The following is a 26,846-nucleotide window of genomic DNA, read 5'->3' as shown; positions in this document are numbered from 1 at the left end:
AAACTAGCATTGAGAGGAGGGAGAATAGGGGTGCTTTCATTGCATCGCTATTTAGCTGAGAACCAAGATGTTCGCACCATCATAGAAGGAATCCACGCCCGCCTGAAAGAACAGCTTGTCGCCGGGCTGTCGGGGTCGGCCCGGTCTGTTTTTGTTTCCACGCTTTATAAGGAAACGGGACGCCCGTTGCTCGTAGTGGCTTACAACTTGTTTCAGGCGCAAAAAATGTATGATGACCTCGTTTCGCTGCTCGGTCCGGACGAGGTGTTTCTGTATTCCGTCGATGAAGTGATCGCCGCCGAAATGGCAGTCGCCAGTCCGGAGCTGAAGGCACAACGCCTCGAAATTATGAACCATTGGGTGCAAGGCGGGAAGGGGATCGTCGTCTGTCCGGTCGCCGGCCTGCGGCGCTTGCTGCCGCCGCCATCGCTTTGGAAACAGTATTTGTTCACGTTCACGGTTGGACAAGAGCTGGATCTCGAGCAGTATAAACAGCGGTTTGTCCAAATGGGATACAAGCGGGTGGCAACTGTTTCCGCCCCTGGGGAGTTCAGCATCCGCGGCGGCATCGTGGATATTTATCCGCTCACGGCCGAGCTCCCGTACCGGATCGAGCTGTTTGATACGGAAATCGAATCGATTCGCACGTTCACCCCCGATGATCAGCGCTCGCACGGGCAAGTAGAGAGCATCGCCATCAGCCCAGCCGACGAAATCATTCTCGACGAGGGGACGCGGCAGCGGGGGATTGAACGAATTGAAGCCGGTTTGGCGGCCAGCCTCGAAAAAATGAAGGATGACGCCGCCAAGCAGCGGATGTACGAACAGATCCATGCCGAATTGGAACAGTTGCGCGAGGGCCGGGAAATCGAGCAACAATATAAATATATGTCCCTTTTCTATGAGAACGTTTCAAGTTTGCTAGATTATATGCCGGAAGACGGCGTGCTGCTGATGGATGAAATGAGCCGGTTGCAGGAGACGGCGGAGCGGCTCGACCGCGAAGAAGCGGATTGGTATACAAGCCTGCTTGACAGCGGGAAAATCATTCATGATGTGCCCATTTCACACTCACTTTCTGAATTGTTGAAAAAACATCGATTCCAGCGGGTTTATTTGTCCTTGTTTTTGCGCCATGCGCCTTATACCCATCCGCAAAATGTCGTCAATATTACGTGCAAGCAAATGCAAAACTTCCACGGACAAATGGCGCTTCTCCAGTCTGAAGTCGAGCGTTGGAAGAAAGCGAATTACGCCGTCGTCTTTTTGGCGCCGGATGCCGAACGGGCAAAAAGGCTGCAGTCAGTTTTGGAAGATTATGGGGTCGATGCAGCGCCGCTTCCGCCTGAGGCCGCACTGCTTTACGGCAAATGCCAACTTCTCGAAGGCGATTTAAATACAGGATTTGAGCTGCCGCTGCAAAAGCTGGCTGTCATTACGGAAGAGGAACTGTTTAAGAAGCGAGCGAAACGCCCGGTGCGCCGGCAAAAGCTGTCCAACGCCGAGCGGATTAAAAGCTACGCTGAACTGCAAGTCGGCGATTACGTCGTCCATGTCAACCACGGCATCGGAAAATATTTAGGCATCGAGACGTTAGAAATCAATGGAGTGCATAAAGACTACATCCATATCCAATATCAAGGCGGCGACACGCTGTACGTCCCGGTCGACCAAATGGATCAAGTGCAAAAGTACGTCGGTTCGGAAGGAAAAGAGCCGAAAATTTATAAGCTTGGCGGCTCGGAATGGAAAAAAGTCAAAAAGAAAGTGGAATCGTCTGTTCAAGATATCGCGGAAGATTTGATCAAGTTGTATGCCGAGCGCGAGGCGAGCAAGGGGTACGCGTTTTCGCCGGACACGGAAATGCAGCGCGAATTTGAGGCCGCGTTTCCATATCAAGAGACGGAAGACCAGCTCCGGTCGATTGAAGAAATTAAGCGCGATATGGAAAGCGAAAAGCCGATGGACCGCCTCCTTTGCGGCGATGTCGGCTACGGGAAAACGGAAGTGGCGCTGCGCGCGGCGTTTAAAGCCATTATGGACGGCAAGCAAGTCGCTTTTCTTGTGCCGACGACGATTTTGGCTCAGCAGCATTACGAAACGGTTCGTGAGCGGTTTCAAGGATTTCCGATTAACGTCGGGCTGCTCAACCGGTTCCGCACGAAAAAACAGCAGGCGGAGACGATCAAAGGGTTGAAAGACGGCACAATCGATATGGTCATTGGCACGCACCGGCTGCTGTCGAAGGATGTAAAGTTTAAGGATTTAGGGTTGCTCATCATCGACGAGGAGCAGCGGTTTGGCGTGGCGCATAAAGAAAAAATCAAGCAGCTGAAAGCGAATATCGACGTGCTCACCTTAACGGCGACGCCGATTCCGCGGACGCTTCATATGTCGATGATCGGCGTGCGCGATTTATCGATCATCGAGACGCCGCCGGAAAACCGGTTCCCGGTGCAGACGTATGTCATGGAATATACGCCGGAGCTTGTCAAAGAGGCGATTGAACGTGAGCTCGCCCGCGATGGGCAAGTGTTTTTCCTCTACAACCATATTGAAGACATCGACTTGAAAGCGGAAGAAATCGCCCAGCTTGTCCCGGAAGCACGCGTCACGTTCGCGCACGGGCGGATGTCAGAAACCGAACTTGAATCAACGATTTTAGCGTTTTTGGAAGGACAATATGACGTGCTCGTGACGACGACGATTATTGAGACAGGCGTCGATATTCCAAACGTCAATACACTCATCGTGTACGATGCCGACCGGATGGGGCTGTCGCAGCTGTACCAGCTGCGCGGGCGCGTCGGCCGTTCGAACCGCGTTGCCTACGCGTATTTCACCTACCGGAAAGACAAAGTGCTGAATGAAACGGCGGAAAAACGGCTGCAAGCCATTAAAGAGTTCACCGAGCTTGGCTCCGGCTTTAAAATCGCCATGCGTGACTTGTCGATCCGTGGCGCCGGCAATATTCTCGGCGCTGAACAGCACGGCTTTATCGACTCGGTCGGATTTGACTTATATTCGCAAATGTTGAAAGAGGCGATCGAAAAACGGCGCGGCTTGAAACGAGAAGACGAGCGGCCGGAAGTGACGATCGACGTGGAAGTCGACGCCTACATTCCGGATGCCTACATTTCCGATGGGCTGCAAAAAATCGAGATGTACAAGCGGTTTAAAGCGGTCGAGACGCTCGAAGATGTTGAAGCGCTGCGCGAAGAGATGGTGGACCGCTTCGGCGATTATCCGGATGCCGTCGCCTATTTGCTACAGATTGCCGAGATCAAAGTGCTGGCGAAACAGCTCGGTGTTGAATCGATTAAGCAACATAAGCAGCAAGTTGACATTCTATTCACTGAAGAAGCGTCGAAAACGGTGGAGATTCAGCGCTTGTCCGGCGTCGGCCGGCAGTACGGGCGCCTGTTTGGGTTTGGCATGGAGGGGGTGAAGCTGAAAATTGTGCTTTACATTAAGCAAATGAAAGCGCACGAGTGGCTGGCGATTTTATATGAGACGTTGAGGGAATTGTCCGGAGTGAAAAACGAAAAGTCGATCATCGCCTAGCTATAAAGAAAAAATGAGGCGTTATGTTCATTTTATACGTTTACGGTTTTGCTGATGTGGCGATAGTGAAGGATGGGCAATTTTACTAAAATGGCCAAAATCACTTTCATCGTGCATAGAACGTGGATTGTGAAGGATACTAATGACAACAATGGTGAATTCCCCATTACAACAGGGTTCATCGGAGTATCCTTCAAATCCTAGATGAAAGTGAGGGTATACAAGGCATGAAAGCAACCGGTATTGTTCGTCGGATTGACGACTTAGGCAGGGTTGTAATTCCGAAGGAAATTCGCAGAACATTACGCATTCGCGAAGGAGATCCGCTCGAAATATTTGTCGATCGCGATGGAGAGGTCATTTTGAAAAAATATTCGCCGATCAGTGAGCTCGGCGACTTTGCCAAGGAGTACGCCGAGGCGCTGTTTGACAGCCTCGGACAGCCGGTGCTCATTTGCGACCGCGACGTATTTATTGCCGTTGCCGGTGTTTCGAAAAAAGAATACATGAACAAAAGCGTCAGCCCGTTAGTGGAGAGAGCCATGGAAGATCGCAACTCCGTTCTCCATACGGAGGAGGGCGAGGTCGAGCTGGTCGACGGGATGACGGAAACGTTGAAGTCGTATACGATCGGCCCGATTGTGGCCAACGGCGATCCGATTGGAGCCGTCATCATTTTATCGCGCGAGAAAACGCTCGGCGAAGTTGAACATAAAGCAGTGGAAACAGCGGCCAGCTTTTTGGCCCGGCAAATGGAACAATAAATGGAACGCAAAAAGAGGGTGTCCCAAAAGATCGGGACACCCTTTTTGATCGGGCCGCACATTTATCGTTGATGGGAGAAGGTCGGGATCTTTTCCTTTCTGCTTTGTCTGCAATGGGGTTGCTATGTTGGTTGGTCCGTTCCCGTTCCGCTGGACTGAGGCCATGGCCGATGGGCGGCTCCCGCTTTTGTCTCATCGCCTGCATTGCGCTATAATATCGAGCGTAGCCGTTTGTTGCGGTAATGTTGACGGTTTGTGCGGCCAGTGCTCTTGATGGACTGTTCGCCATCTGGCGCCATACAAGCGGGAGGAGAAGGGGCATGGGAAACGTATGGAAAGGTGCAGCTGCCTTGACTGCTGCCACTTTGCTTACGAAGCTGTTAAGCGCGCTCTACCGCATCCCGTATCAAAATATGGTCGGGGATGTCGGTTTTTATATTTACCAACAAGTTTACCCCATTTATGGAATCGTTGTCGCGCTGTCGCTGACCGGTTACCCGGTTGCCATTTCGAAGCTCATCGCTGAGCGGCTGGCGGCGCGGGACGAGGCGGGAGCGGCCGCTGTCGGCCGCATCGCGCTGCTGCTGTTGGGCGGGGCGGGAGCGGTGTTGTTTGCCGTGTTATATATAGGAGCCGGCGCCATTTCGTTATGGATGGGCGACAGGCAGCTTGAAGGGTTGGTGCGGGTGCTTTCATTTTCATGCTTATTCTTTCCGCTCATTGCGGTGTTGCGCGGCGTTTTTCAAGGGCGCCATGACATGGCGCCGACGGCAGTGTCCCAAGTCGGCGAGCAGACGGTGCGTGTGACGGCGATTTTAGGGTTGTCTTATTGGGCGATCAAGCGCGGCGCTGACGCCTATGCGTGCGGCATGGCTGCGGTCGGCGGGACGTTGGCGGGCATGGCGGCCGCGCTTCTCATCTTGCTCTTTTATCTGGTCCGGCGCGGACGGCAAAAACCGGCCGGGCATACGCCGCCCGGCTCGGTGCGACAGGCGGGATGGCATTTGCTTACAGTTGGAACGGTCATTTGTTTCACCAACATGGTGTTGACGCTTGTTCCGCTCGTCGACTCGTTTTTGTTCGTCCCGCTTCTCCAAGAAACCGGGCTGGAGTTGAATGAGGTGAAAGAGTTAAAAGGGGTGTACGACCGCGGCCAGCCGCTGATTCAGCTTGGCACGGCTGTCGGCACATCGCTTTCATTGGCGCTTGTTCCGTTCGTTTCCGGCATGCGGCGCGGGCGGGAGCCGTCCTTTCTGCACAGCATGTTGCCGATCCGGTTCGCCGCGGTCATCGGCGTCGGCGCTTCATCGGGGCTCATTTGCCTCATTCGCCCGATCAACACCATGCTGTTTGAAAACGACCGCGGTTCGTTGGTCCTTGCCGTCTTGTCCGCTTCTGTCTTTTTTGCGACGATGGCGTTGACTGCCTCCGCTTTATTGCAAGGAATGGGGAAAGAGTGGACAGCGGCGGCCGGCGTGGCGGCGGCTTTGGCAGGGAAAATCGTCCTTATGCGCTGGCTTGTGCCGTCGTTCGGCGCCCTTGGCGCCGCCTTGGCGACAACAGGGGCTTATGCGCTTATGGCAGGCTTCTTATACGTGCGTTTGCCGCGTGAATACCGGTCAGCGCGCGCGCGAGTATGCATATATCCAATTGTGAAGGCGGCTGTCGCCATGATGGCGGTGCTGAAGTTGTATACATGGTTAATGGACGCTTCAGGCGGGGGACGCCTATGGGCGTCCGCCGAGGCGCTTGGCGGCGTCGTTCTCGGCGCGGCTGTCTATATCGCATGCATCGTGAGGGGGAGTGTATTTTCCGAACAAGAGTTGTCCGCTCTCCCGTTCGTTCACAAATTTCATTTACGATTAGGAAGCAGGTGATCAGCGGTGAATACGATTTATATTTTCGGCCTTGGCGCCGGGGATGTGGAGCAGCTGACGGTCGGCGTGTATCGAAAGCTAAAAAAGGCGCATCCGCTTTTTTTGCGGACGAAGGAGCATCCGGCGGCCGAAGGGCTTCAAGAAGAGGGCATCGCGTTTACATCGTTTGATGATGTTTACGAAAAGCATGAGCAATTTGCTGATGTATATGAAGAAATTGCCGGCACTCTCATCGAGCAGGCAAAACACGGGGATGTGTTTTACGCTGTCCCTGGCCATCCGCTTGTCGCCGAACGGACGGTGCAGCTGTTGTTGGAAGCGGAGCAACGCGGCGATTGCCGGGTGGTCATCGAGGGCGGGCAAAGCTTTTTAGATGCGTTGTTTACAGCGGTGCGCATTGATCCAATCGAGGGGTTCCAGCTGTTGGATGCGACCGCTTTCCAAGGGGACGAATGGTCGCCATCGCTGCATGCTGTCTTTTGCCAAGTGTACGACCCGTTCGTCGCTTCGAATGTGAAACTGTCGCTGATGGAACAGCTTCCGGACGACTATCCGGTCTATATTGTGACCGCGGCCGGGACGAAGAGCGAACAAGTGAAGCAAGTGCCGCTCTATGAATTGGACCGTCAGGCGGCGCTTGACAATTTAACGAGCGTCTATGTGCCGCCGGTCAAGGATGAGCCGCTGCTATACCATCGGTTTGAAACGTTGCGCCGCGTCATCGCGACGTTGAGAGGGCCGCACGGCTGCCCGTGGGACCGGAAGCAGACGCATGCGTCGCTGAAGCGGTACTTGCTTGAAGAGGCGTATGAGTTGCTTGAAGCCATTGACGATGATGACGATGACCATATGGTCGAAGAGCTCGGTGACGTGCTGCTGCAAGTGATGCTCCATGCCCAGATCGGCGCTGACCGTGGGATGTTTTCGATTGATGACGTCATCCGGACATTGACTGCGAAGATGATTCGCCGCCATCCGCACGTATTTGGCGATGCGACGGCTGAAACAGCTGAGCAAGTTACAGCGAACTGGGAAAAAATTAAGGAGAAGGAAAAAGGGACCGGCCGGCCAGCGTCGATTTTAGCGGATGTTCCAAAAAGCCTGCCGGGGACGATGCGGGCGTATGAGCTGCAGAAAAAAGCAGCAAACGTCGGCTTTGACTGGGACGATGCCGCTCCCATTTGGGAAAAGGTAGAGGAAGAAATGGCGGAGTTCCGGGCTGAAGCTTCGGGCGGCCGCCGCGCGGCGCTCGTCAGCGAGTTCGGCGACGTATTGTTTGCGCTTATCAACCTTGCCCGCTATTATGATATTCAGCCCGAAGAAGCATTGCAGATGGCGAACGACAAATTCGCCCGCCGCTTCGCCTACATTGAGGAGCAAGTGCGAAAAAGCGGCCGACCGATCACATCGTTCTCGCTCGCTGAGCTCGACCGCTTTTGGGAAGAAGCAAAAGAAAACGAACAGTAAGGGGGAAAGGGCATGCGCCTTGATAAATTTTAAAAAGTATCCCGCCTCATTAAACGCCGCACATTGGCAAAAGAAGTCGCCGACCAAGGCCGGGTGTGGATCAACGGCCACGTCGCGAAGGCAAGTTCAGATGTAAAAATCGGCGATGAACTGACGATTCAGTTCGGGCAAAAACGGGTAACGGTAAAAGTGACTAGTGTAAAAGAAACGGTGAAAAAAGAAGAGGCAGCCGAAATGTACGAGCTCGTTCGCGAGGAACGGACGGCCCCTGATCCGGATCAAGGCGGCGTTTAACGGATTTCCGAAAGACGTCTCCTGTCTCAGGGAGCGCGAAGGGCGAAGCCTAGTGAATAGGGGGAAGTGAATTTCGGCCGGCAATCGCCAATTGAATATCATTCGGTTCTTGTTCGAACGGGCGCCTTCGGAACGAAGGGAAGCGTCAAGGATTCCTGTGCAGGGCTGCCGTTCAGCGGAGCACGCACAAGGCGCTGGAAGCCCCCGCCTCTAAGTGAAGCGCAGGCGGTGGGGGTTCACTTTGTCCTTAAGGCTTGTTCTAAACGATCCCCCGCTGACATACATATGGTACAGACAGCGGATGAGAAACAACGGGCGGCCTAGCCGGCTTTCATTCTAAATAGGAAATGCGGGGGATGAACATGAACCGACATGAGGAATTTGGCGGAAACACGAACAAAGGTCCGGTCCAAGAACACGACGTGATCATGCGCGGCCGGCGCCTCCTTGACATTACCGGGGTCAAACAAGTGGAAAGCTTTGACAATGAGGAGTTTTTGCTTGAGACGGTCATGGGTTTTTTGGCGATCCGCGGGCAGAATTTGCAAATGAAAAACTTAGATGTCGACAAAGGCGTCGTTTCGATTAAAGGGCGCATTTTTGACCTCGTTTACTTAGACGATCATCAGGAGAAGGCTAAAGGATTCTTTAGCAAGTTGTTCAAATGACCATCACCACACAGTTCCTCACCATGCTCGCGATGATTGGCATGGGGGGCTGGCTCGGCATGGCGCTGGACACGTACAATCGGTTTCTCAACCGGCGTGAACGGGCGCACTGGCTCGTTTTCGTGAACGATGTACTGTTTTGGGCGGTGCAGGCGCTTCTCGTATTTTATGTGTTGCTGCTCGTCAACAATGGCGAGCTTCGCTTTTATCTGTTTTTGGCGCTGTTGTGCGGCTATGCCGCCTATCAAAGCCTGCTCCGTTCGTTGTACGTTCGGGTGCTGGAATGGCTCATTCAGCTGGCGGTCAGAACCGGAAACATCATCGCCCAGCTGTTCCGTTACATCGTGATCCGCCCGCTCGTTCTTCTCGGGCAAATGGCGCTTGCGCTTCTTTTGTTTGCCTGGCGGCTTGTGATATGGATGGGACGATTTTTGTTGCTTGCGGTTTGGAAAGCCGTTGTTCTTCTGTTTGCCCCGTTTCGTTGGACGGGCATCGCCGTTTGGCGGCGGATTCCGCCGTCCCGCCGGGCCTGGGTGGAAAAATTTTTTCGCCGTTTGAAGGGATTTGCTGGACAAATCAAGAATACACAAGAGAAAATAGGCATGTGGCTGGCGAAATGGCGAAAGTAAAAGAGGTGCAAAGGCAATGAACATGCCCAGGAGAACAAACGTGACGAAGCTGGCATCGACGTATGCGGCCGAGCAGGAGGAGAAACAGCGGAGGGCGTCGCGAAGACGGCGAATTTTGGCCATCCGTTTTGCCTTTTGGTCGTTGCTGTTGGCCGTGGTCGCCTCCGTCCTTGTCTATGCTTTGCACCTGCAGGCAAAGACGGTTGATGCGAAAAGGGCGGAAAAAGAAAGGTTGACCAAACAGCTTGCGGAACTGAAACGCCAGAAAAAGCAGATGAAAGAGGAAATGAAAAGGCTGCATGATGATGACTACATCGCTGAGCTGGCGCGAAAAAAATATTATTTGTCAAAGGATGGGGAAATTATTTTTGTGTTGCCCGAAAAGTAACAAATCCCTCCAATGCCCGTTCAATACGGGCATTCGTCATATTGACACTTATTTTTTTTATTCGCTATAATGAAATCAACACCATCTTTAAAGCGTTTTAAGGAGGAGCACTTTTTTTATGTCGATTGAAGTAGGCAGCAAGTTACAAGGCAAAGTCACAGGCATTACGAAATTCGGGGCGTTTGTGGAGCTGCCGGAAGGTGTGACAGGACTCGTTCATATCAGCGAGGTAGCCGATAACTACGTCAAAGATATCAACGACCATTTGAAAGTCGGCGACACGGTGTATGTCAAAGTCATTAACGTCGGCCAAGACGGAAAGATCGGCTTGTCCATTCGCAAAGCAAAGGATACGCCTTCTTCGCAGCGGCCGCGCCGGGCGCATGACCGCTCTGCGGCTGACAGCTTAGAGCAAAAAATCAGCCGTTTCCTGAAAGAGAGTGAAGACCGATTGGCGTCGTTGCGCCGCCATACCGAATCGAAGCGGGGAGGTCGTGGATCGAGACGCAGGTAACTTGCTGCTGAATGAATGCCGGAAAGATGACGAATAGGGGGACAACAAAGCATCCATGGTCATGGATGCTTCTTTGTTGGGTTTGGCGAAAGAAAGGATGTATTTTCCGGAACGATACATATTGACAATCGGTATGGGCTCCAGTATTATATTAAATGTTGCCACACGGCGGTGTAGCTCAGCTGGCTAGAGCGTACGGTTCATACCCGTGAGGTCGGGGGTTCGATCCCCTCCACCGCCACCAAAATTCAATATGGCCCGTTGGTCAAGTGGTTAAGACACCGCCCTTTCACGGCGGTAACACGGGTTCGAATCCCGTACGGGTCATCATCATTGACGAACGAGCATGCGCCATGAAGCGACATGCTCGTTTTTCGTTTTTGTCTGCTTCTGTCGGAACAAAAACGTTGCCTGCACATTGTCGGGAAAAACGTCGAACGATTTTTTATTTTTCTCCGTTGTTTTGACAAATTTTTGGCAATTTCAAATATATAATAGGGGGTAATAGAAAAGCAAAGGAGAGGATCGGGAATGGAAAGAGTAGAAAGAGGGACGTTGCGCCGTATTTCGGAAGTGCCGATTCATGACACGCAAGCGACCGTATCGCGTTGGATACGCCATGTGAAGCTGCGCCTTGGCCACTTGTTCGTCCATCAAGGATTTTTGCTTCTTCTCGTCGGCTTTTTGCTTGGACGAGCACTCATTTTGGCGAAGCTGACCCCGTTTGCGCTGCCGTTTTTCGTTTCCGTCTATATGTTGCGCCGTGACAAGGCGGCCTTTGCTTTGATTGCCCTAATGGCCGGCGCATTGACACTGTCGTTCGATGTTTTGCTGTTTGTCGGCGTTTCCATTTTCGGCTTTCTCTTTATTTACGGATGGGTGCGCAGGGTGATCAGCGAATCGTTAAAAATCGTCCCGTTCGTCGTCTTTGCGGTCTCATTGGCAGCGAAATGGCTGATCTCCTACTACTGGGTCGGGGAGCGGACGGTTTACGGGACGGCCATGGCGGTTGTCGAAGCCGGGCTTTCGCTTGTGCTTACACTGATTTTTATGCAAAGCATCCCTTTGCTGACGGTCCGGAAACACAAACATGCCTTGCGGGCTGAGGAAATCATTTCATTGATTATTTTGCTTGCCTCGATGTTGACAGGGATGATCGGTTGGTCGGCGTATGGCTTGTCGCTTGAGCATGTGATGTCGCGTTATCTCGTGCTGCTGTTCGCATTTGTCGCCGGGGCGGCGACCGGTTCGACTGTCGGAGTGGTCACCGGCCTCATTTTGAGCTTAGCGAACGTCGGCAACTTGTTGGAAATGAGCTTGCTTGCCTTCGCTGGGCTGCTCGGTGGGCTGCTTAAAGAAGGGCGAAAGCTTGGGGTCGCGTTCGGGCTTATCGTCGCGACGTTGTTAATGGGTTTATACGGGAATGGAAAGGCGGAGCTTGTGCCGACGTTGCTTGAATCAGGCATCGCCATTGTGCTGTTTTTGTTCACGGCCCACTCCTTGACAGAGAAAATCGCCAAATACATTCCGGGTACGGCCGAATATATCAATGAGCAGCAACAATACGTCCGCAAAATTCGCGACGTGACCGCCCAGCGCGTTTCACAGTTTTCGAACGTCTTCCAAGCATTGGCGGAAAGTTTTTCACCCGAACCATTGTCAGATGACAGTGAACATCAGGAGCGCGAAGAAGACTACTTTCTTGGCGATATTACGGGGCAAACGTGCCAAACGTGTTTCAAAAAGGCCCAGTGCTGGGTGACAAACTTTAGTACAACCTATGCGTATATGAAGCGAATGATGCATGAAGCCGAAGAAAAAACATTGGCGCACAACCATCAGCTGCTGCGCGAATGGGAGCGCCATTGCGTAAAAGCAGGCAAAGTCGTTGACGCGATGGAAAAGGAGATGGTCATTTATCAGGCGAATCGCAAACTCAAACAGCAAATTTATGAAAGCCGAAAACTCGTCGCCGAGCAGTTGCTGGGCATTTCCCAGGTGATGGACGATTTCGCCAAAGAAATGCAAAAGGAACAGGAAAACCATTATTTGCAGGAAGAGCAAATTTACCACGCTTTGCAAGAGTTTGGCATTGAAATCGGCCACGTCGATATTTACAGTTTGGAAAAGGGAAATATCGATATTGAAATGAGCATTCCGTATTGCGATGGGCGCGGCGAGTGCGAAAAACTGATCGCGCCGATGCTGTCGGACATTTTAGGGGAAACAATTGTTGTCAAGCGTGAAGAGTGCGCCGCTTACCCGAACGGCTACTGCCGTGTTGCCTTTGGTTCAACCAAAGCGTTTGTCGTGGAAACGGGAGTCGCGTTTGCGGCTAAAGGGGGCGAGCTCATTTCCGGCGACAGCTATGCGACGATTGAGCTTGGCACCGGCAAATATGCGGTTGCCGTCAGCGACGGCATGGGCAACGGCGAACGGGCGCACTACGAAAGCCGCGAGACGCTGCGCCTGCTGCAAAAAATTTTGCAGACAGGGATGGACGAATCGATTGCCATTAAATCGATCAATTCGATCCTGGCGCTGCGGACGACAGAGGACATGTATGCGACGCTCGATTTGGCCATCATCGACTTGCAAAACGCCGCGACAAAGTTTTTGAAAATCGGGTCGATGCCGAGTTTCATCAAGCGGGGCAACAAAGTGATCAAGGTAGAGGCGAGCAACTTGCCGATGGGGATCCTTAAAGAGGTCGAATTTGATGTCGTCAGCGAACAGTTAAAATCGGGCGACTTGCTCATCATGATGAGCGATGGGGTGTTTGAAGGGCCGATGAACGTAGAGAACCATGATGTATGGATGAAGCGAAAAATTCAAGAGTTAAAAACGAACGACCCGCAGGAAGTCGCTGATTTGATCATAGAAGAAGTGATCCGCCAATGCGGCGGGGAAATTGAAGACGATATGACGGTCGTTGTCGCGAAAGTGCGGCACAACACGCCAAAATGGGCGACGATTCCCGCGTATATGTATATGAAAAAGGCGCAGTAATGCGCGTATAAAAATGTTCCCTGGCGGCGATGATGGTAATACTTATTCGCCAAGGAGGGGAACGAACATGCGGAAAGGAACGTTGCGGCAAATTTTGTTGATTACGGACGGCTGCTCAAACCATGGCGAGGACCCGGCTGCGATGGCGGCATTGGCTCGCGAACAAGGCATTACAGTGAACGTAATCGGCGTGTTGGATCAAGACACGATTGACGAAAACGGACGGCGGGAAATTGAAGCGATCGCTGCCGCCGGCGGCGGCATGAGCCAAATCGTGTACGCGAAACAGCTGTCGCAGACGGTGCAAATGGTGACGCGCCAGGCGATGACGCAGACGCTGCAAGGGCTCGTCAATCGCGAGTTGAAACAAATCTTTGGTTCTGACGTTTCGCTTGAGGACTTGCCGCCGGACAAGCGCGGCCAAGTGATGGAAGTCGTCGATGAACTTGGGGAAACGGCCGCACTTGATGTGCTCATCTTAATCGATACGAGCGGAAGCATGAAGACGAAACTGCCGATGGTCAAAGAGGCGCTCCTTGACTTGTCGCTCAGTTTAAACGCGCGCATGGGCGAAAATCGCTTTTCTGTGTTTATTTTCCCGGGCAAACGGAATTACGCTGAGAAAATGATGGATTGGACGCCGAAAATTGAAGAGCTGTCCACCATCTTTCCAAAGCTTTCATCAGGCGGGCTGACGCCGACCGGACCGGCGTTGCGTGAAGCGATGGCCTATTTCGGCCGCAATCGGTCGCTAAGGAGTTGGATTCATGATGGCGATGAGCCATACATCGAAGGATCGTCTTGGTAATCTTCCGCCCGGCACGGTCATCACTGGCAAATGGCACGGCCATTCGTACCGGTTGCTGCGTCGGCTCGGCAGCGGGGCGAACGGCGTCGTCTATCTGGCGGAGAGCGGCCGCCGCCGCGTTGCGCTGAAACTGAGCGACGACTATGCGTCGCTAGCCTCGGAAATGAATATATTGCGCCGTTTTGCCAAGGTCCAGGGAGCCGCCCTCGGGCCTTCTTTGCTGGAAGCCGATGATTGGCAAAGCCCGTTTGCCCGGAGGGTGGTTCCGTTTTATGCCATGGAGTACATTGAAGGGGAGCAGTTCTCCGCTTTCGTCCGCCGGCGCGGAAAAGAATGGGCGCCGGTGCTGCTTATGCAGCTTTTGTCTGTGCTCGGACGGCTTCATGAAGAAGGATGGGTATTCGGTGATTTGAAGCCGGACAATTTGATCGTCACCGGGCCGCCGCCGTCCGTCCGACTGTTGGATGTCGGGGGGACGACGATGCAGGGGCGGGCGATCAAAGAGTTTACCGAGCTGTATGACCGCGGCTATTGGGGGCTCGGGTCGCGCAAAGCAGAGCCGTCGTACGATTTGTTTGCGGCGGCGATGGTGATGATTGCCGCCTGTTATCCGGGGCCGCTCGAGAAAAAAGGGAACGGGAGGGCGCAACTTTTGTCCATCATTGAAACGGATCGTTTTTTAGCCCAATATAAAGAAGTTTTGCAAAATGCGCTTGACGGCCGGTATGCGAAGGCCGAGGACATGCGCCGCGACTTATTGGCTGCCTCTTCCCGCCGCGTGGCGGCACACTATGAGGTCAAGACAGCAGCGGCCGCACCGAACCGCCGGTCGGGGCGGCGGGCCGCCAAGCGCCGCAAAACGGGCAGGGTTGCCGAAACGGTGCTGATCGCTGTTTTGCTGCTTGGCGCGTACGGTTTTTATATATACTGGCATCTGTCGATGTAACCTAGTAAAATAATAAAGAAACGGAAGTTTTGAGAAAATGGGGCGGTCGTGTTACGATGAAGCTAAAAGAGGGTAAAGAGGGTTTCGGCGATGATGGATAAAGTGCGCGCCTTTATTGACAGGCACGGACTGCTTTCAAAAGGGGCGACAGTCATTGTCGGCGTTTCCGGGGGCCCCGACTCGCTTGCTCTGCTGCACGTGTTTCTTTCGCTTCGCGATGAGTGGAAGCTTCGCCTTGTAGCGGCTCATGTCGACCATATGTTTCGCGGGCGGGAATCGGAAGAGGAGATGGAGTTTGTGAAACATTTTTGCGCCGAACACCGTATTTTATGTGAGACGGCGCAAATCGACGTTCCTGCTTTCCAGCGCCGCACGGGCCTTGGCGCCCAAGAGGCGGCGCGCAACTGTCGATACCGCTTTTTTGCCGAACTGGTGAAAAAACATCAAGCCCAGTATGTCGCTGTCGGCCATCACGGCGATGACCAAGTCGAGACGATTTTAATGCGGCTTGTGCGCGGCAGCACAGGAAAAGGATATGCCGGTATCCCCGTCAAGCGGCCGTTTCACGGCGGGTATCTCATCCGCCCGTTTTTAGCCGTCAGCCGGGCGGACATCGAGGAGTATTGCGAAAAGGCAGGGCTCGCCCCGCGCCGCGACCCAAGTAACGAAAAAGACGACTACACGCGCAACCGGTTCCGCCGCTATATTATTCCGTTGCTGAAACAGGAAAATCCGCGCTTGCATGAGCGATTTCAACAATATAGTGAAATGATGGCGGAAGATGAGCAGTTCTTGGAGGAATTGGCAATCGACGCGCTGAATAAAGTAATGGAAAAACAATATAATGAAGTTGTGTTGCATCTCCGCCCGTTTCTCGCATTGCCTCGGCCGTTGCAGCGTCGGGTGTTGCAGCTTTTGCTGCTTCGCCTTTACGACGCCGTTCCGGCGGCGTTGACTTTTGTACATATCGGTCATATACTGATGCTTTGCGAACGCGCCCACCCTTCCGGACAAATTGATTTGCCAAAAGGGCTCAAAGCGATCCGCTCGTATGACCGCTGTTTGTTTACGTTTGGCGTCCAAAGCGGCGCTCCAAGCTATCAGCTTGACTTGCCGGTTCCAGCGCTATTGCCCCTCCCAACCGGTGGTGCAATCGTGAGTGAATTTAGGGAACACTATCCGAAGGGACGGCTGGGAAACGATTCGTTTGTGGTTGACCCCGATGCGGTGTCCCTTCCGCTTCGCGTGCGGACGCGCCGCGAGGGCGACCGGATGGTGCTGAAAGGGACGGGAGGCACGAAAAAAATTAAAGAGATTTTCATTGAAGCCAAAGTTCCGCGGACGGAAAGGGATGGCTGGCCGATCGTCGAAGATGCCGACGGCCGCATTCTCTGGGTGCCAGGGCTGAAAAAATCGGCTTTTGAAGCCGAAGACCGCGGGCAAGCCCGTTATATCCTGCTCCATTATGAGGCGATGAACAGCTAGGAGGAAAAAAGATGGGAATGAAAGACGATATTCAAAAAGTGTTGATCACTGAGGAGGAAATTCAGGCGAAAGTCAAAGAACTCGGCGGCTTGTTGACGAAAGAGTATGAGGGGCGTTTTCCGCTCGCCGTCGGCGTCCTCAAAGGGGCGATGCCGTTTATGGCCGATTTGCTCAAACATATCGATACATACTTGGAAATGGATTTTATGGATGTGTCAAGCTACGGCAATGCGACTGTTTCATCCGGTGAAGTGAAAATTGTCAAAGACTTAAATACATCGGTTGAGGGCCGCGACATTTTGATCATTGAAGACATTATCGACAGCGGATTGACGCTCAGTTATTTGGTGGATTTGTTCCGCTACCGGAAAGCGAATTCGATTAAAATCGTCACCCTCCTTGACAAGCCGTCGGGCCGGAAGGCGGATATTCAGGCTGATTACACTGGATTTACCGTCCCCGACGAATTCGTTGTCGGCTATGGCCTCGATTATGCTGAAAAATACCGCAACCTCCCGTTTATCGGCGTCTTAAAGCCAGAAGTGTACCAAAAGTGAAGCGATTGTCGTGCACCGGCCGAATTGTTTGTATTTAAGCAAATTTCTATGCTAGTATTGAGTATAGTGTGTTTCATATGGGAGGAGGCAAGAAATGAACCGGATTTTCCGCAACACCATCTTTTATTTGCTGATTTTCCTCGTCGTGATCGGCGTCGTCAGCTTTTTTAACGGCACGAACCAGCGGACTGAGCCGATGACGTACGATGCGTTTATCACTCATCTGGAAAACGGGGACGTTAAGTCGTTTTCTATTAAGCCGGAGCGCGGCGTATATGAAATCAAAGGCCAGTTGAAAACATATAGCGAAGGGCAGTACTTTTCCACCTACGTCATGAACAGTGACAAAGTGCTTGACCGCATCGATGCGGCGGCGGCGCGGACGCGGGTGGAAGTCGTGCCTGCGGATGAAACGAGCGGATGGGTGACGTTTTTCACTTCCATCATCCCATTTGTTATTATTTTTATTTTGTTCTTCTTCCTTTTGAACCAGGCACAGGGCGGCGGCAGCCGGGTGATGAATTTCGGCAAAAGCCGGGCGCGGCTGTATACGGATGACAAGCGGAAGGTCCGTTTTCGCGATGTGGCTGGAGCGGACGAGGAAAAAGAAGAGCTCGTGGAAATTGTTGAGTTTTTGAAAGATCCGCGCAAATTCGCCGAACTCGGCGCCCGCATTCCAAAAGGGGTGTTGCTTGTCGGGCCGCCGGGGACCGGGAAAACGTTGTTGGCGCGCGCGGTTGCCGGGGAAGCGGGCGTGCCGTTTTTCTCGATCAGCGGGTCGGATTTCGTAGAAATGTTCGTTGGGGTTGGCGCTTCGCGCGTGCGCGACTTGTTTGAAACAGCGAAAAAGAACGCACCGTGCATCATTTTCATCGACGAGATTGACGCCGTCGGCCGCCAGCGCGGCGCCGGCCTTGGCGGCGGCCACGATGAGAGGGAGCAGACGCTCAACCAGCTGCTTGTGGAAATGGACGGTTTTAACGGCAATGAAGGCATCATCATTATTGCGGCAACAAACCGGCCGGACATTTTAGACCCGGCGCTGTTGCGCCCGGGCCGCTTCGACCGGCAGATTACCGTCGACCGGCCGGATGTGAAAGGGCGCGAAGCGGTGTTGCGCGTGCATGCCCGCAACAAGCCGCTCGATGAGTCGGTTGATTTGAAGGCGATCGCCATGCGCACGCCGGGATTTTCCGGCGCCGATTTGGAAAACTTGTTGAACGAAGCGGCGCTCGTTGCAGCGCGCCGCAACAAAAAGAAAATCGACATGAGCGACATCGACGAGGCGACCGACCGCGTCATTGCCGGACCGGCGAAAAAAAGCCGCGTCATTTCGGAAAAAGAGCGGCGGATCGTCGCGTTTCACGAAGCTGGGCATACGGTCATCGGCATGGTGCTTGCCGACGCGGAAATGGTGCATAAAGTGACGATCGTTCCGCGCGGCCAAGCCGGAGGCTATGCGGTCATGCTGCCGAAAGAAGACCGGTACTTTATGACGAAAGCCGAATTAATGGATAAAATCACCGGCCTGCTCGGCGGGCGCGTCGCCGAGGAAATCGTGTTCAACGAAGTGAGCACGGGGGCCCACAACGATTTTCAGCGGGCGACAAACATCGCGCGCCGGATGGTGACGGAGTTCGGCATGAGCGAAAAGCTTGGTCCGCTGCAATTCGGCCAACCGAGCGGGCAAGTGTTTTTAGGACGCGACTTGCATAATGAGCAAAATTACAGCGATAAAATTGCTTACGAAATTGACTTGGAAATCCAGCGCATCATTAAAGAGTGCTACGAAAAGGCGAAGCAGATTTTAACGCAGCACCGTGACAAACTGGATCTAATCGCCACAACGCTGTTGGAAGTCGAAACGCTTGATGCGGAACAAATTAAACATTTATTTGAGCACGGCACGCTGCCGCCCGACCGCAAAGGCCGCGATGAAGCAGGCAAGGGCGACATCGACGTGAAAATCAATATTCAAAAGAAAGAGGAGTAATCGATGTCTCTATTCAGAGGCATCTTTTTTTTAGCCGCGGCCCCGTAGGTTGGCGCTGTTTTTTCCGCGGGAAAATCAAGTATGATATGATAGAGAAAGGAACTTATTGAAGAAAAGTGGGGAATGAGGCCATGATTTTTGTGTTGGACGTCGGCAACACCAATACCGTGTTGGGGGTTTATGACGGCGATGAATTAAAACACCATTGGCGCATCGAGACGAGCCGGGCGAAAACGGAAGACGAGTATGGCATGACCATCAAGGCGCTCTTGAGCCATGTCGGCTTGCAGTTTTCCGACATCCGCGGCATCATCATTTCTTCGGTTGTGCCGCCGATTATGTTTGCCCTTGAACGCATGTGCTTAAAATATTTCCACGTAAAGCCGCTCGTTGTCGGACCGGGCATTAAAACCGGGCTGGACATTAAATACGATAATCCGCGCGAAGTGGGCGCCGACCGGATCGTCAATGCGGTCGCGGGCATCCATTTGTACGGCAGCCCGCTCATTATTGTCGATTTTGGCACGGCGACCACGTATTGTTATATTAACGAACATAAACAATATATGGGAGGGGCTATTGCCCCGGGAATTATGATTTCGACGGAGGCGCTGTTTGCGCGGGCAGCAAAATTGCCGCGCATTGAAATCGCCCGTCCGGACGATATCATCGGCAAAAATACAGTCAGCGCCATGCAGGCCGGCATTTTATACGGATATGTTGGACAAGTGGAAGGCATCGTGTCGCGCATGAAGGCGAAAAGCAAAGTTCCGCCGAAAGTCATCGCCACTGGCGGCCTTGCGCCTCTCATTGCCGGCGAATCGGACGTGATCGATGTCGTGGATCCGTTTTTGACGCTGACAGGCTTAAAATTGTTGTACGAGAAAAACACCGAGAAAAAAGGATGAAGGGTTTGGTGAAGATGGGAGATTACTTAGTCAAAGCGCTCGCCTATGACGGACAGGTGAGGGCGTATGCGGCAAGGACGACGGAGACGGTGGCGGAAGCGCAGCGCCGCCATCAAACGTGGCCGACCGCCTCGGCGGCGCTCGGACGGGCGCTGACGGCCGGCGTTATGATGGGAGCAATGTTAAAAGGGGATGAAACGTTGACCATCAAAATTGATGGCGGCGGGCCGATCGGCACGATTTTAATCGACAGCAATGCCAAAGGGGAAGTGCGCGGCTATGTGACCAATCCGCACGTGCATTTCGAGCTGAATGAACACGGGAAACTCGATGTCGCGCGGGCGGTCGGCAAAAACGGGATGCTGACGGTCGTCAAAGACCTCGGGCTGCGCGACTTTTTCACCGGTCAAGTGCCGATCATCTCGGGGGAGCTCGGTGAGGATTTCACCTATTATTTCGCTTCTTCCGAGCAAATCCCGTCGTCCGTCGGCGTCGGCGTGCTCGTCAACCCCGATTACACGATCCGGGCCGCGGGAGGGTTTATCATTCAATTGATGCCTGGAACGGAAGAACAAACGATCAGCCGCATTGAGGAGCGGTTGAAACAAATTCCGCCTGTGTCGCGCATGATTGAAAACGGCCTAACACCGGAGCAAATATTGGAACAATTAGGCGGCGGCGTCCGGGTGTTGGAGACGATGCCGGTGTCATTTGTCTGCCGCTGTTCGCGCGAGCGGATCGCGGATGCGCTCATCAGCCTGGGGCCAGGGGAGATTCAAGATATCATCGACAAGGAAGGGCAGGCGGAAGCGTCATGCCATTTTTGCAATGAAACATACCATTTTGCGAAAGAAGAGCTCGAACAGCTGAAGCAACTTGCCGAAAAACGGTGAAAACGCGAAAATGATTGACAATTTCACTAATAGCTGATACATTGGAGATAAATTCGATAAAATTAATCGGGATTAGGGGTGGAACCATGGCACGCACAGTCAATTCTGTAACGGAACTGATCGGCGATACACCAGCCGTGAAACTAAATCGTATCGTCGATGAGGACAGCGCTGATGTTTATGTAAAATTGGAGTTCATGAACCCGGGCAGCAGCGTCAAAGACCGGATTGCATTGGCGATGATTGAGGCGGCGGAAAAAGAAGGAAAACTGAAGCCAGGCGATACGATCGTCGAACCGACAAGCGGCAACACCGGAATCGGGCTGGCAATGGTCGCGGCGGCGAAAGGATACAAAGCAGTGTTGGTCATGCCGGATACGATGAGCTTAGAGCGCCGCAACCTGTTGCGGGCGTATGGAGCTGAGCTGGTGCTCACGCCGGGCGCTCAAGGAATGCGTGGTGCGATCGAAAAAGCGGAAGAGCTCGCTCGCGAGCATGGCTATTTTATGCCGCAGCAATTCAAAAACGAAGCCAACCCGGAAATTCATCGTTTGACAACGGGCAAAGAAATCGTCGAACAAATGGGCGACCAGCTTGACGCGTTTGTGGCCGGCATCGGGACGGGCGGAACGATCACAGGCGCCGGCAAAGTGTTGCGTGAAGCGTATCCAAACATTAAAATTTATGCGGTTGAGCCGGCTGATTCGCCGGTCTTGTCGGGCGGCAAACCGGGCCCGCATAAAATTCAAGGAATCGGAGCCGGATTTATCCCGGATATTTTGGATACAAGCATTTACGATGAAGTCATTACCGTCACAACCGACGAAGCGTTTGCGGCTGCCCGCCGCGCCGCCCGCGAAGAAGGCATCCTTGGCGGCATTTCGTCCGGCGCTGCCATTCATGCGGCATTGAAGGTGGCGAAAGAGCTCGGCAAAGGAAAAAAAGTGCTTGCCATCATCCCGAGCAATGGGGAGCGCTATTTGAGCACGCCGCTTTACCAATTCGAAGACTAAGCAGCTTTACTTTCGGCAGGGGTGACCCTGTCGAACTTTTTTATGTTTATGGGTGATATGAGCGCCGACTCATTGTACAATAAGGATAATGATGAGCGTCGTAAAGGGGTTGGCTGTGATGAAACAAAGACGAAGGCGGCTGAAGCGGACCATTCATTACAGCGGGCGGGATTGGTTTTATCAGTATGAGCAACTGGCATACGGCCGGCGGCACCACGTGTTGCTGGAGAGCGGACAAGGGGGAAGATACAGCATCATCGGCCTCAATCCGAGCGGGATCATTCGTGCCGCCGGGCATCAGCTGTCCATTATCTATCGTGGAAAAGAAACGGTGCTGAACGGGCCACCGCTCGAGTTGCTGCAGCAATGGTTTTCACAACGTGTGGCGCCGGGGGAGGGGGAGCCGCTCCCGTGCCAAGGCGGGTTGGTCGGCTATATCAGCTATGACGCCGCTCGTTATATCGAACGGCTTCCATCGCTGGCTGTAGATGATTTGCAGCTACCGTCTATGCAGTTTTTTGTATTTGACGATGTGGCGATTTACGATCATCAAACCGATCGCCTTCATTTGCTCGCTTATGCAGATGAAGGGGAAGAAGGAGAAGCGGAGCGGCGGTTGGAGATGTATGAACGGCTGTGGCTTGAAGAGCGAAGCAGCCCGCCGGTTTGGCCGTCCGTTGTCTCATCGGCTTGTCCATCGGTTTCCATGACAAAGGAGCAGTTTATGGAAGCGGTCCGCCGCGTTCAACATTATATTGCAGCGGGCGATGTGTTCCAAGTTAATTTGTCGGTGCGCCAGTCCCGTCCGCTGTTGACCCACCCGTTCGCTGTGTACAAACAACTGCGGACCATTAACCCGTCGCCGTACATGGCGTATGTGCATACCCCTGAATGTCAAATTGTCAGCGGTTCGCCGGAGCTGCTCGTCCGCAAGCAGGGAGAACGGCTGGAAACACGCCCGATAGCCGGAACCCGCTCGCGCGGACGCACGGAAGCGGAAGACGGGCAAATCGCCCGCCAACTGCTAGCCAGCGAAAAAGAGCGGGCCGAGCACGCCATGCTCGTTGATCTTGAGCGGAATGACCTTGGGCGTGTCTGTGTCTATGGGACGGTGCGTGTCGATGAGTGGATGACGGTGGAAAAGTATTCGCATGTGATGCATATTGTTTCCCACGTATCCGGCATCATGGCTCCGGAACATGATGCGTTTTCTGTTATTCGTGCGATGTTTCCCGGCGGAACGATCACCGGCGCTCCGAAAGTGCGGACGATGGAAATCATCGAAGAATTGGAGCCGGTTCGCCGCGGTTTGTACACCGGTTCGATCGGCTGGATCGATTTTCAAGGGAATATGGAGCTAAACATCGCCATCCGCACGATGGTTGTGAAAAACGGGCTGGCCCATGTGCAAGCAGGCGCAGGCATTGTCATCGATTCCAACCCGGAGCACGAGTACAAAGAATGTTTGAAAAAAGCCGCTGCCCTCTGGAAAGCGAAAGAGCTGAGCGAAGCAGAGACTTTATTTCAGAGCATGAGGTGAGAAGGATGATCGTCATGATCGATAACTATGATTCGTTTACGTACAATTTGGTGCAATATTTAGGGGTTTTAGGCGAAGAGCTGTTCGTAAAGCGGAACGACGAAATTACGGTGGACGAGATTGAGCAGCTTCATCCCGATTTTATCATGATTTCCCCCGGCCCATGTACACCGAATGAGGCGGGAATCAGCTTGGCCGTTATCGATCGCTTCGCCGGCCGCATCCCGATTTTTGGCGTCTGCCTCGGCCATCAGGCGATCGCCCAGGCGTTTGGCGGCCGCGTCATCCGTGCCCCAAGGCTGATGCACGGGAAAACGTCGTCCGTTTACCATGACGGGGAAACGATTTTCCGCGGCGTGCCAAGCCCGTTTACAGCGACGCGCTACCATTCCCTTATCGTTGAGAAAGAGACGCTTCCAGACTGTTTCATCGTGTCGGCTTGGACGGACGAAGACGAAGTGATGGCCATTCGCCATAAAACATTGCCAATCGAAGGAGTGCAGTTCCACCCGGAGTCGATTATGACCAGCCATGGGATGCAGCTGCTGAAAAATTTTATTGATACGTACAAAAAGGCGTGATGGGCATATGTATGTGTATGTCAATGGGGAGATTGTCCCGTATGAGGAGGCGAGGGTTTCGGCGTTTGACCACGGTTTTTTATACGGGATCGGCTTGTTTGAGACGTTCCGCACGTATGAGGGACATCCGTTTTTGCTTGACGATCATTTAGCGCGGCTAAATCGCGGGCTTTCCGAGTTGCGCATCCAAAAGCAGGTAAGCCGTGCGGAGGCGCTCGGGATCATCGAGCGGTTGCTCAGGGCCAATGGTCTTCAGGACGCCTATGTACGTTTCAACGTCTCGGCTGGGGTTGGCGGTCTTGGCTTGTCGATGGAGCAGTATAGCCATCCAACGGTGATCGTCTATATGAAGCCGCTGCCGCCATCCGCCCCTCCAGAAGGGAAAGAAGGGGTCGTTTTAACAACGAGGCGGAACAGCCCTGAAGGCGATGAACGGTTAAAATCGCATCATTATTTAAACAATATAATTGGAAAGTGGGAGCTTGGCCGCCGTGTGGATGTGGAAGGCATTTTTTTAAATCGGGACGGGCAAGTAGCCGAGGGAATCGTTTCGAATATTTTTTGGGTCAAGGACGGCGTTGTCTACACCCCGGCGCCGTCTGTCGGCATATTAAACGGCGTTACGAGGCAGTTCGTCATCGCCTTGCTCGAACGGCTTCATATCCCGATTAAAGAGGGAGCGTATCCCCTGTCCCATTTGCAGGAGGCTGATGAGGTCTTTATTACGAATTCACTGCAGGAAATTGTGCCGCTTCACTGCATCGGCCGCCGCTCTTATAGCGGAAAACATGGCCCGGTGACCTGTGCGCTGCAACATCATTACCGCCGCTTTACCGATACATTATGGACGAGGAACGAACTGAAAGAAAGGATGAACGAATGATGGCAACGATGACGCGTTCCTTTGTATTAAAATGCCGCGGGCATGAGCTGGATTTGCGCCAAAAAACGTTGATCATGGGCATTGTCAATGTGACGCCTGACTCGTTTTCCGACGGCGGCCGGTTTTATGAAGTGGAAAAAGCGGTCGAGCATGCGAAACGGCTCGTGGCGGAAGGAGCCGACATCATTGACATCGGCGGTGAATCAACTCGTCCGGGGGCGGATCCAGTGCCGCTTGATGAAGAGCTACGGCGCGTCATTCCGGCAGTCAAAGCGATCGCCGATGCGGTGGACGTGCCGATTTCCGTCGACACGTATAAAGCCGAGGTCGCAAGGCAGGCCATTGAAGCGGGAGCGCATATCATCAACGACGTTTGGGGCGCCAAAGCCGATCCGGATATGGCCCACGTCGCCGCTTCGTACGGAGTGCCGATCATTTTAATGCACAACCGTCACGATATGGCATACCGCGATCTCATTTCCGACATGATCGCCGACTTGAAGGAGAGCATCCGTATTGTCAAACAGGCGGGAGTAAAAGAGGAAAACATTATTGTAGATCCGGGGATCGGATTTGCCAAAACGGTTGAACATAACCTGGAAGTGATGCGGCGTCTCGATGAGTTTGCTGCTTTGGGATACCCACTTTTGCTTGGCACATCGCGCAAACGGTTTATCGGCCATGTGCTCGATGTGCCGGTTGAGGAGCGGGTCGAAGGAACGGGGGCAACAGTTTGCCTTGGCATCGTGAAGGGGGCGCATATCGTCCGCGTCCATGACGTATTGCCGATCGCCCGCATGGCGAAAATGATGGATGCGATGCTCGGGAAAGGAGAGAGCGGCCATCGATAAAATTTATATTCAAGGTATGGAATTTTACGGTTATCACGGAGTGCTCCGAGAAGAAAACGTCCTCGGCCAGCGGTTTTTGGTCGATGTGGCCCTTGAGCTCGACTTGCGTCCAGCCGGCCGGAGCGACCGTCTCGAGCATACGGTGAACTATGCGGAAGTATACGAGCGCTGTCGGACGATCGTGGAAGAGAGGACGCTCGCCTTGATCGAAGCGGTTGCCGAGGCGATCGCGGATGAGCTGCTTGCCGCTTTCCCCGCCGTTCAGCGGTGCACGGTGAAAGTAATCAAGCCGAATCCGCCCATTCGCGGCCATTATCAGCATGTCGCCGTTGAAATCTACAGGGGGCGGTAAGATGGAAAACATTGCGTATATTGCTTTAGGTTCCAACCTTGGAGATCGTGCGTACTATTTGCGTTCAGCCGTCGCGGCGCTTCATCGCCATAAGGGAATTTTTGTCACATCGGGTTCGTCCATCTATGAAACCGACCCGGTCGGTTACGTCAACCAAGACAAGTTTTTAAACATGGTGATTGAGGTGGCGACCGCTTTGTCGCCATTTGCTTTGTTTGACGTGACGCAACAAATCGAACAGGAATTTGGCAGGAAAAGGGAAACTCGATGGGGGCCGCGCACGTTAGACCTTGACATTTTGTTGTACAATCATGAAAATATTGAGACAGAGCGACTTGTCATTCCGCATCCGCGCATGGCGGAGCGGGCGTTTGTTTTAATCCCGTTGCTCGAGATCAATTCCCATTTGACAATACCGAACGTTTCGGAACCGTTAGCAGACATTATTGACCGACTACCCGACAAAAAAGGAGTTCGTGTATGGAAGCAGAAAGATGGGGAAGACGTATTCGCGCTTTTCGAAAGCTGAAAGGATATACACAAGAAAAGTTGGCCAAGGAACTCGGCATTTCCGTTTCGATTCTCGGCGAAATTGAACGGGGGAACCGGATGCCGTCCGACACGCTTGTCGGACAGATCGCCGAGCGGCTGAACGTATCGGTTGAGGAGCTGGCACCGCCAAAGTTCGAATCAAACAGGTAGAAAGGAGCATTCCCGTTAGAAGCTTTTCCGGGGACTTGATCAAAAAAAGCCCTCTTGGTATGATGCAGGGGTGTCAACCACATCACTCACCATACCAAGGAGGACTTCAGATGAATTGTACACAAAACTATAAAATTGATCAAGTTACGGAACAAACGCT

The 26,846-nt window shown here is 53.2% G+C and carries 25 protein-coding genes and 2 tRNA genes; all 27 read left to right on the top strand.

What is annotated here, in order from left to right; all coding sequences use genetic code 11:
• Positions 1–30: 30 nt before the first annotated feature.
• The 27 genes from mfd (at position 31) to IKE44_RS08010 (ending at position 26,686) form a co-directional block, all read left to right on the top strand.
• Positions 31–3,564 (top strand): transcription-repair coupling factor, encoded by a 3,534-nt coding sequence (mfd, locus tag IKE44_RS08140; RefSeq protein WP_049624441.1) that lies wholly within the window; start codon positions 31–33, stop codon positions 3,562–3,564.
• Positions 3,565–3,791: 227 nt separating this feature from the next.
• On the top strand, positions 3,792–4,328 hold the full coding sequence (gene spoVT, locus IKE44_RS08135) for a stage V sporulation protein T (RefSeq protein WP_033014196.1): 537 nt from the start codon (positions 3,792–3,794) through the stop codon (positions 4,326–4,328).
• Positions 4,329–4,648: 320 nt separating this feature from the next.
• Positions 4,649–6,205 carry a putative polysaccharide biosynthesis protein gene (locus IKE44_RS08130; RefSeq protein ID WP_049624442.1) on the top strand — a complete coding sequence of 519 codons (1,557 nt, stop codon included), beginning with the start codon at positions 4,649–4,651 and terminating at the stop codon, positions 6,203–6,205.
• A 6-nt stretch (positions 6,206–6,211) separates the two neighbouring features.
• Positions 6,212–7,672: a bifunctional methyltransferase/pyrophosphohydrolase YabN gene (yabN, locus tag IKE44_RS08125; RefSeq protein WP_033008979.1), complete on the top strand. Its 1,461-nt coding sequence runs from the start codon at positions 6,212–6,214 to the stop codon at positions 7,670–7,672.
• 48 nt (positions 7,673–7,720) lie between these two features.
• Entirely contained in the window at positions 7,721–7,966 is a 246-nt protein-coding gene (locus IKE44_RS08120; protein ID WP_287465565.1) for an RNA-binding S4 domain-containing protein, read from the top strand.
• 362 nt (positions 7,967–8,328) lie between these two features.
• Positions 8,329–8,634, top strand: a complete 306-nt coding sequence (yabP, locus tag IKE44_RS08115; RefSeq protein ID WP_033008977.1) for a sporulation protein YabP — start codon at positions 8,329–8,331, stop codon at positions 8,632–8,634.
• The gene (yabQ, locus tag IKE44_RS08110; protein ID WP_049624443.1) at positions 8,631–9,263 is read left to right on the top strand and encodes a spore cortex biosynthesis protein YabQ; all 633 of its coding nucleotides are present in this window, start codon (positions 8,631–8,633) and stop codon (positions 9,261–9,263) included. The genes yabP and yabQ overlap by 4 nt, the downstream gene beginning before the upstream one ends.
• Positions 9,264–9,279: 16 nt before the next feature.
• Positions 9,280–9,651 carry an FtsB family cell division protein gene (locus tag IKE44_RS08105; RefSeq protein WP_049624444.1) on the top strand — a complete coding sequence of 124 codons (372 nt, stop codon included), beginning with the start codon at positions 9,280–9,282 and terminating at the stop codon, positions 9,649–9,651.
• Between the two features lie 118 nt (positions 9,652–9,769).
• Complete coding sequence (locus tag IKE44_RS08100) at positions 9,770–10,165, top strand: S1 domain-containing RNA-binding protein (protein WP_287465552.1); 396 nt, start codon at positions 9,770–9,772, stop codon at positions 10,163–10,165.
• A gap of 167 nt (positions 10,166–10,332) precedes the next feature.
• Positions 10,333–10,409: transfer RNA gene (locus tag IKE44_RS08095), tRNA-Met, on the top strand.
• An 11-nt stretch (positions 10,410–10,420) separates the two neighbouring features.
• Positions 10,421–10,492: transfer RNA gene (locus IKE44_RS08090), tRNA-Glu, on the top strand.
• 204 nt (positions 10,493–10,696) lie between these two features.
• Positions 10,697–13,174, top strand: coding sequence for a stage II sporulation protein E (gene spoIIE / locus IKE44_RS08085; protein WP_049624446.1), 2,478 nt, complete (start codon positions 10,697–10,699; stop codon positions 13,172–13,174).
• A gap of 13 nt (positions 13,175–13,187) precedes the next feature.
• Positions 13,188–13,982 carry a vWA domain-containing protein gene (locus tag IKE44_RS08080; RefSeq protein WP_080706498.1) on the top strand — a complete coding sequence of 265 codons (795 nt, stop codon included), beginning with the start codon at positions 13,188–13,190 and terminating at the stop codon, positions 13,980–13,982.
• On the top strand, positions 13,945–14,928 hold the full coding sequence (locus IKE44_RS08075) for a protein kinase domain-containing protein (RefSeq protein ID WP_033014215.1): 984 nt from the start codon (positions 13,945–13,947) through the stop codon (positions 14,926–14,928). Before IKE44_RS08080 ends, IKE44_RS08075 begins: the two co-directional genes overlap by 38 nt.
• 90 nt (positions 14,929–15,018) lie before the next feature.
• Positions 15,019–16,413 carry a tRNA lysidine(34) synthetase TilS gene (tilS, locus tag IKE44_RS08070; RefSeq protein WP_049624447.1) on the top strand — a complete coding sequence of 465 codons (1,395 nt, stop codon included), beginning with the start codon at positions 15,019–15,021 and terminating at the stop codon, positions 16,411–16,413.
• 11 nt (positions 16,414–16,424) lie between these two features.
• A complete protein-coding gene (hpt, locus tag IKE44_RS08065; RefSeq protein ID WP_012820458.1) occupies positions 16,425–16,970 on the top strand; it encodes a hypoxanthine phosphoribosyltransferase in 546 nt (181 codons plus the stop codon).
• Between the two features lie 94 nt (positions 16,971–17,064).
• Entirely contained in the window at positions 17,065–18,963 is a 1,899-nt protein-coding gene (gene ftsH / locus IKE44_RS08060; RefSeq protein WP_049624448.1) for an ATP-dependent zinc metalloprotease FtsH, read from the top strand.
• A 131-nt stretch (positions 18,964–19,094) separates the two neighbouring features.
• The gene (locus IKE44_RS08055) at positions 19,095–19,871 is read left to right on the top strand and encodes a type III pantothenate kinase (protein WP_033009019.1); all 777 of its coding nucleotides are present in this window, start codon (positions 19,095–19,097) and stop codon (positions 19,869–19,871) included.
• Between the two features lie 14 nt (positions 19,872–19,885).
• The gene (gene hslO / locus IKE44_RS08050; RefSeq protein WP_033014188.1) at positions 19,886–20,764 is read left to right on the top strand and encodes an Hsp33 family molecular chaperone HslO; all 879 of its coding nucleotides are present in this window, start codon (positions 19,886–19,888) and stop codon (positions 20,762–20,764) included.
• A gap of 86 nt (positions 20,765–20,850) precedes the next feature.
• Positions 20,851–21,777: a cysteine synthase A gene (cysK, locus tag IKE44_RS08045; RefSeq protein ID WP_033014187.1), complete on the top strand. Its 927-nt coding sequence runs from the start codon at positions 20,851–20,853 to the stop codon at positions 21,775–21,777.
• A gap of 118 nt (positions 21,778–21,895) precedes the next feature.
• Positions 21,896–23,317: an aminodeoxychorismate synthase, component I gene (gene pabB, locus IKE44_RS08040; RefSeq protein ID WP_049624449.1), complete on the top strand. Its 1,422-nt coding sequence runs from the start codon at positions 21,896–21,898 to the stop codon at positions 23,315–23,317.
• Positions 23,318–23,322: 5 nt separating this feature from the next.
• Positions 23,323–23,898, top strand: coding sequence for an aminodeoxychorismate/anthranilate synthase component II (gene pabA / locus IKE44_RS08035; protein ID WP_033014185.1), 576 nt, complete (start codon positions 23,323–23,325; stop codon positions 23,896–23,898).
• A gap of 7 nt (positions 23,899–23,905) precedes the next feature.
• Complete coding sequence (gene pabC, locus IKE44_RS08030; protein WP_033014184.1) at positions 23,906–24,781, top strand: aminodeoxychorismate lyase; 876 nt, start codon at positions 23,906–23,908, stop codon at positions 24,779–24,781.
• Positions 24,778–25,632 carry a dihydropteroate synthase gene (folP, locus tag IKE44_RS08025; RefSeq protein ID WP_033014183.1) on the top strand — a complete coding sequence of 285 codons (855 nt, stop codon included), beginning with the start codon at positions 24,778–24,780 and terminating at the stop codon, positions 25,630–25,632. Before pabC ends, folP begins: the two co-directional genes overlap by 4 nt.
• Positions 25,625–25,984: a dihydroneopterin aldolase gene (folB, locus tag IKE44_RS08020; RefSeq protein WP_287136198.1), complete on the top strand. Its 360-nt coding sequence runs from the start codon at positions 25,625–25,627 to the stop codon at positions 25,982–25,984. The genes folP and folB overlap by 8 nt, the downstream gene beginning before the upstream one ends.
• 1 nt (position 25,985) lies before the next feature.
• The gene (folK, locus tag IKE44_RS08015; protein WP_033008956.1) at positions 25,986–26,513 is read left to right on the top strand and encodes a 2-amino-4-hydroxy-6-hydroxymethyldihydropteridine diphosphokinase; all 528 of its coding nucleotides are present in this window, start codon (positions 25,986–25,988) and stop codon (positions 26,511–26,513) included.
• Positions 26,465–26,686, top strand: coding sequence for a helix-turn-helix domain-containing protein (locus IKE44_RS08010; protein WP_033008955.1), 222 nt, complete (start codon positions 26,465–26,467; stop codon positions 26,684–26,686). The genes folK and IKE44_RS08010 overlap by 49 nt, the downstream gene beginning before the upstream one ends.
• Positions 26,687–26,846: the final 160 nt, after the last annotated feature.

Source organism: Geobacillus sp., from assembly GCF_017515625.1.
Lineage (GTDB): Bacteria > Bacillota > Bacilli > Bacillales > Anoxybacillaceae > Geobacillus > Geobacillus stearothermophilus.
The sequence above is the reverse complement of the archived record's forward strand: the minus strand, read 5'-3'. Positions and strand labels throughout refer to the sequence as shown.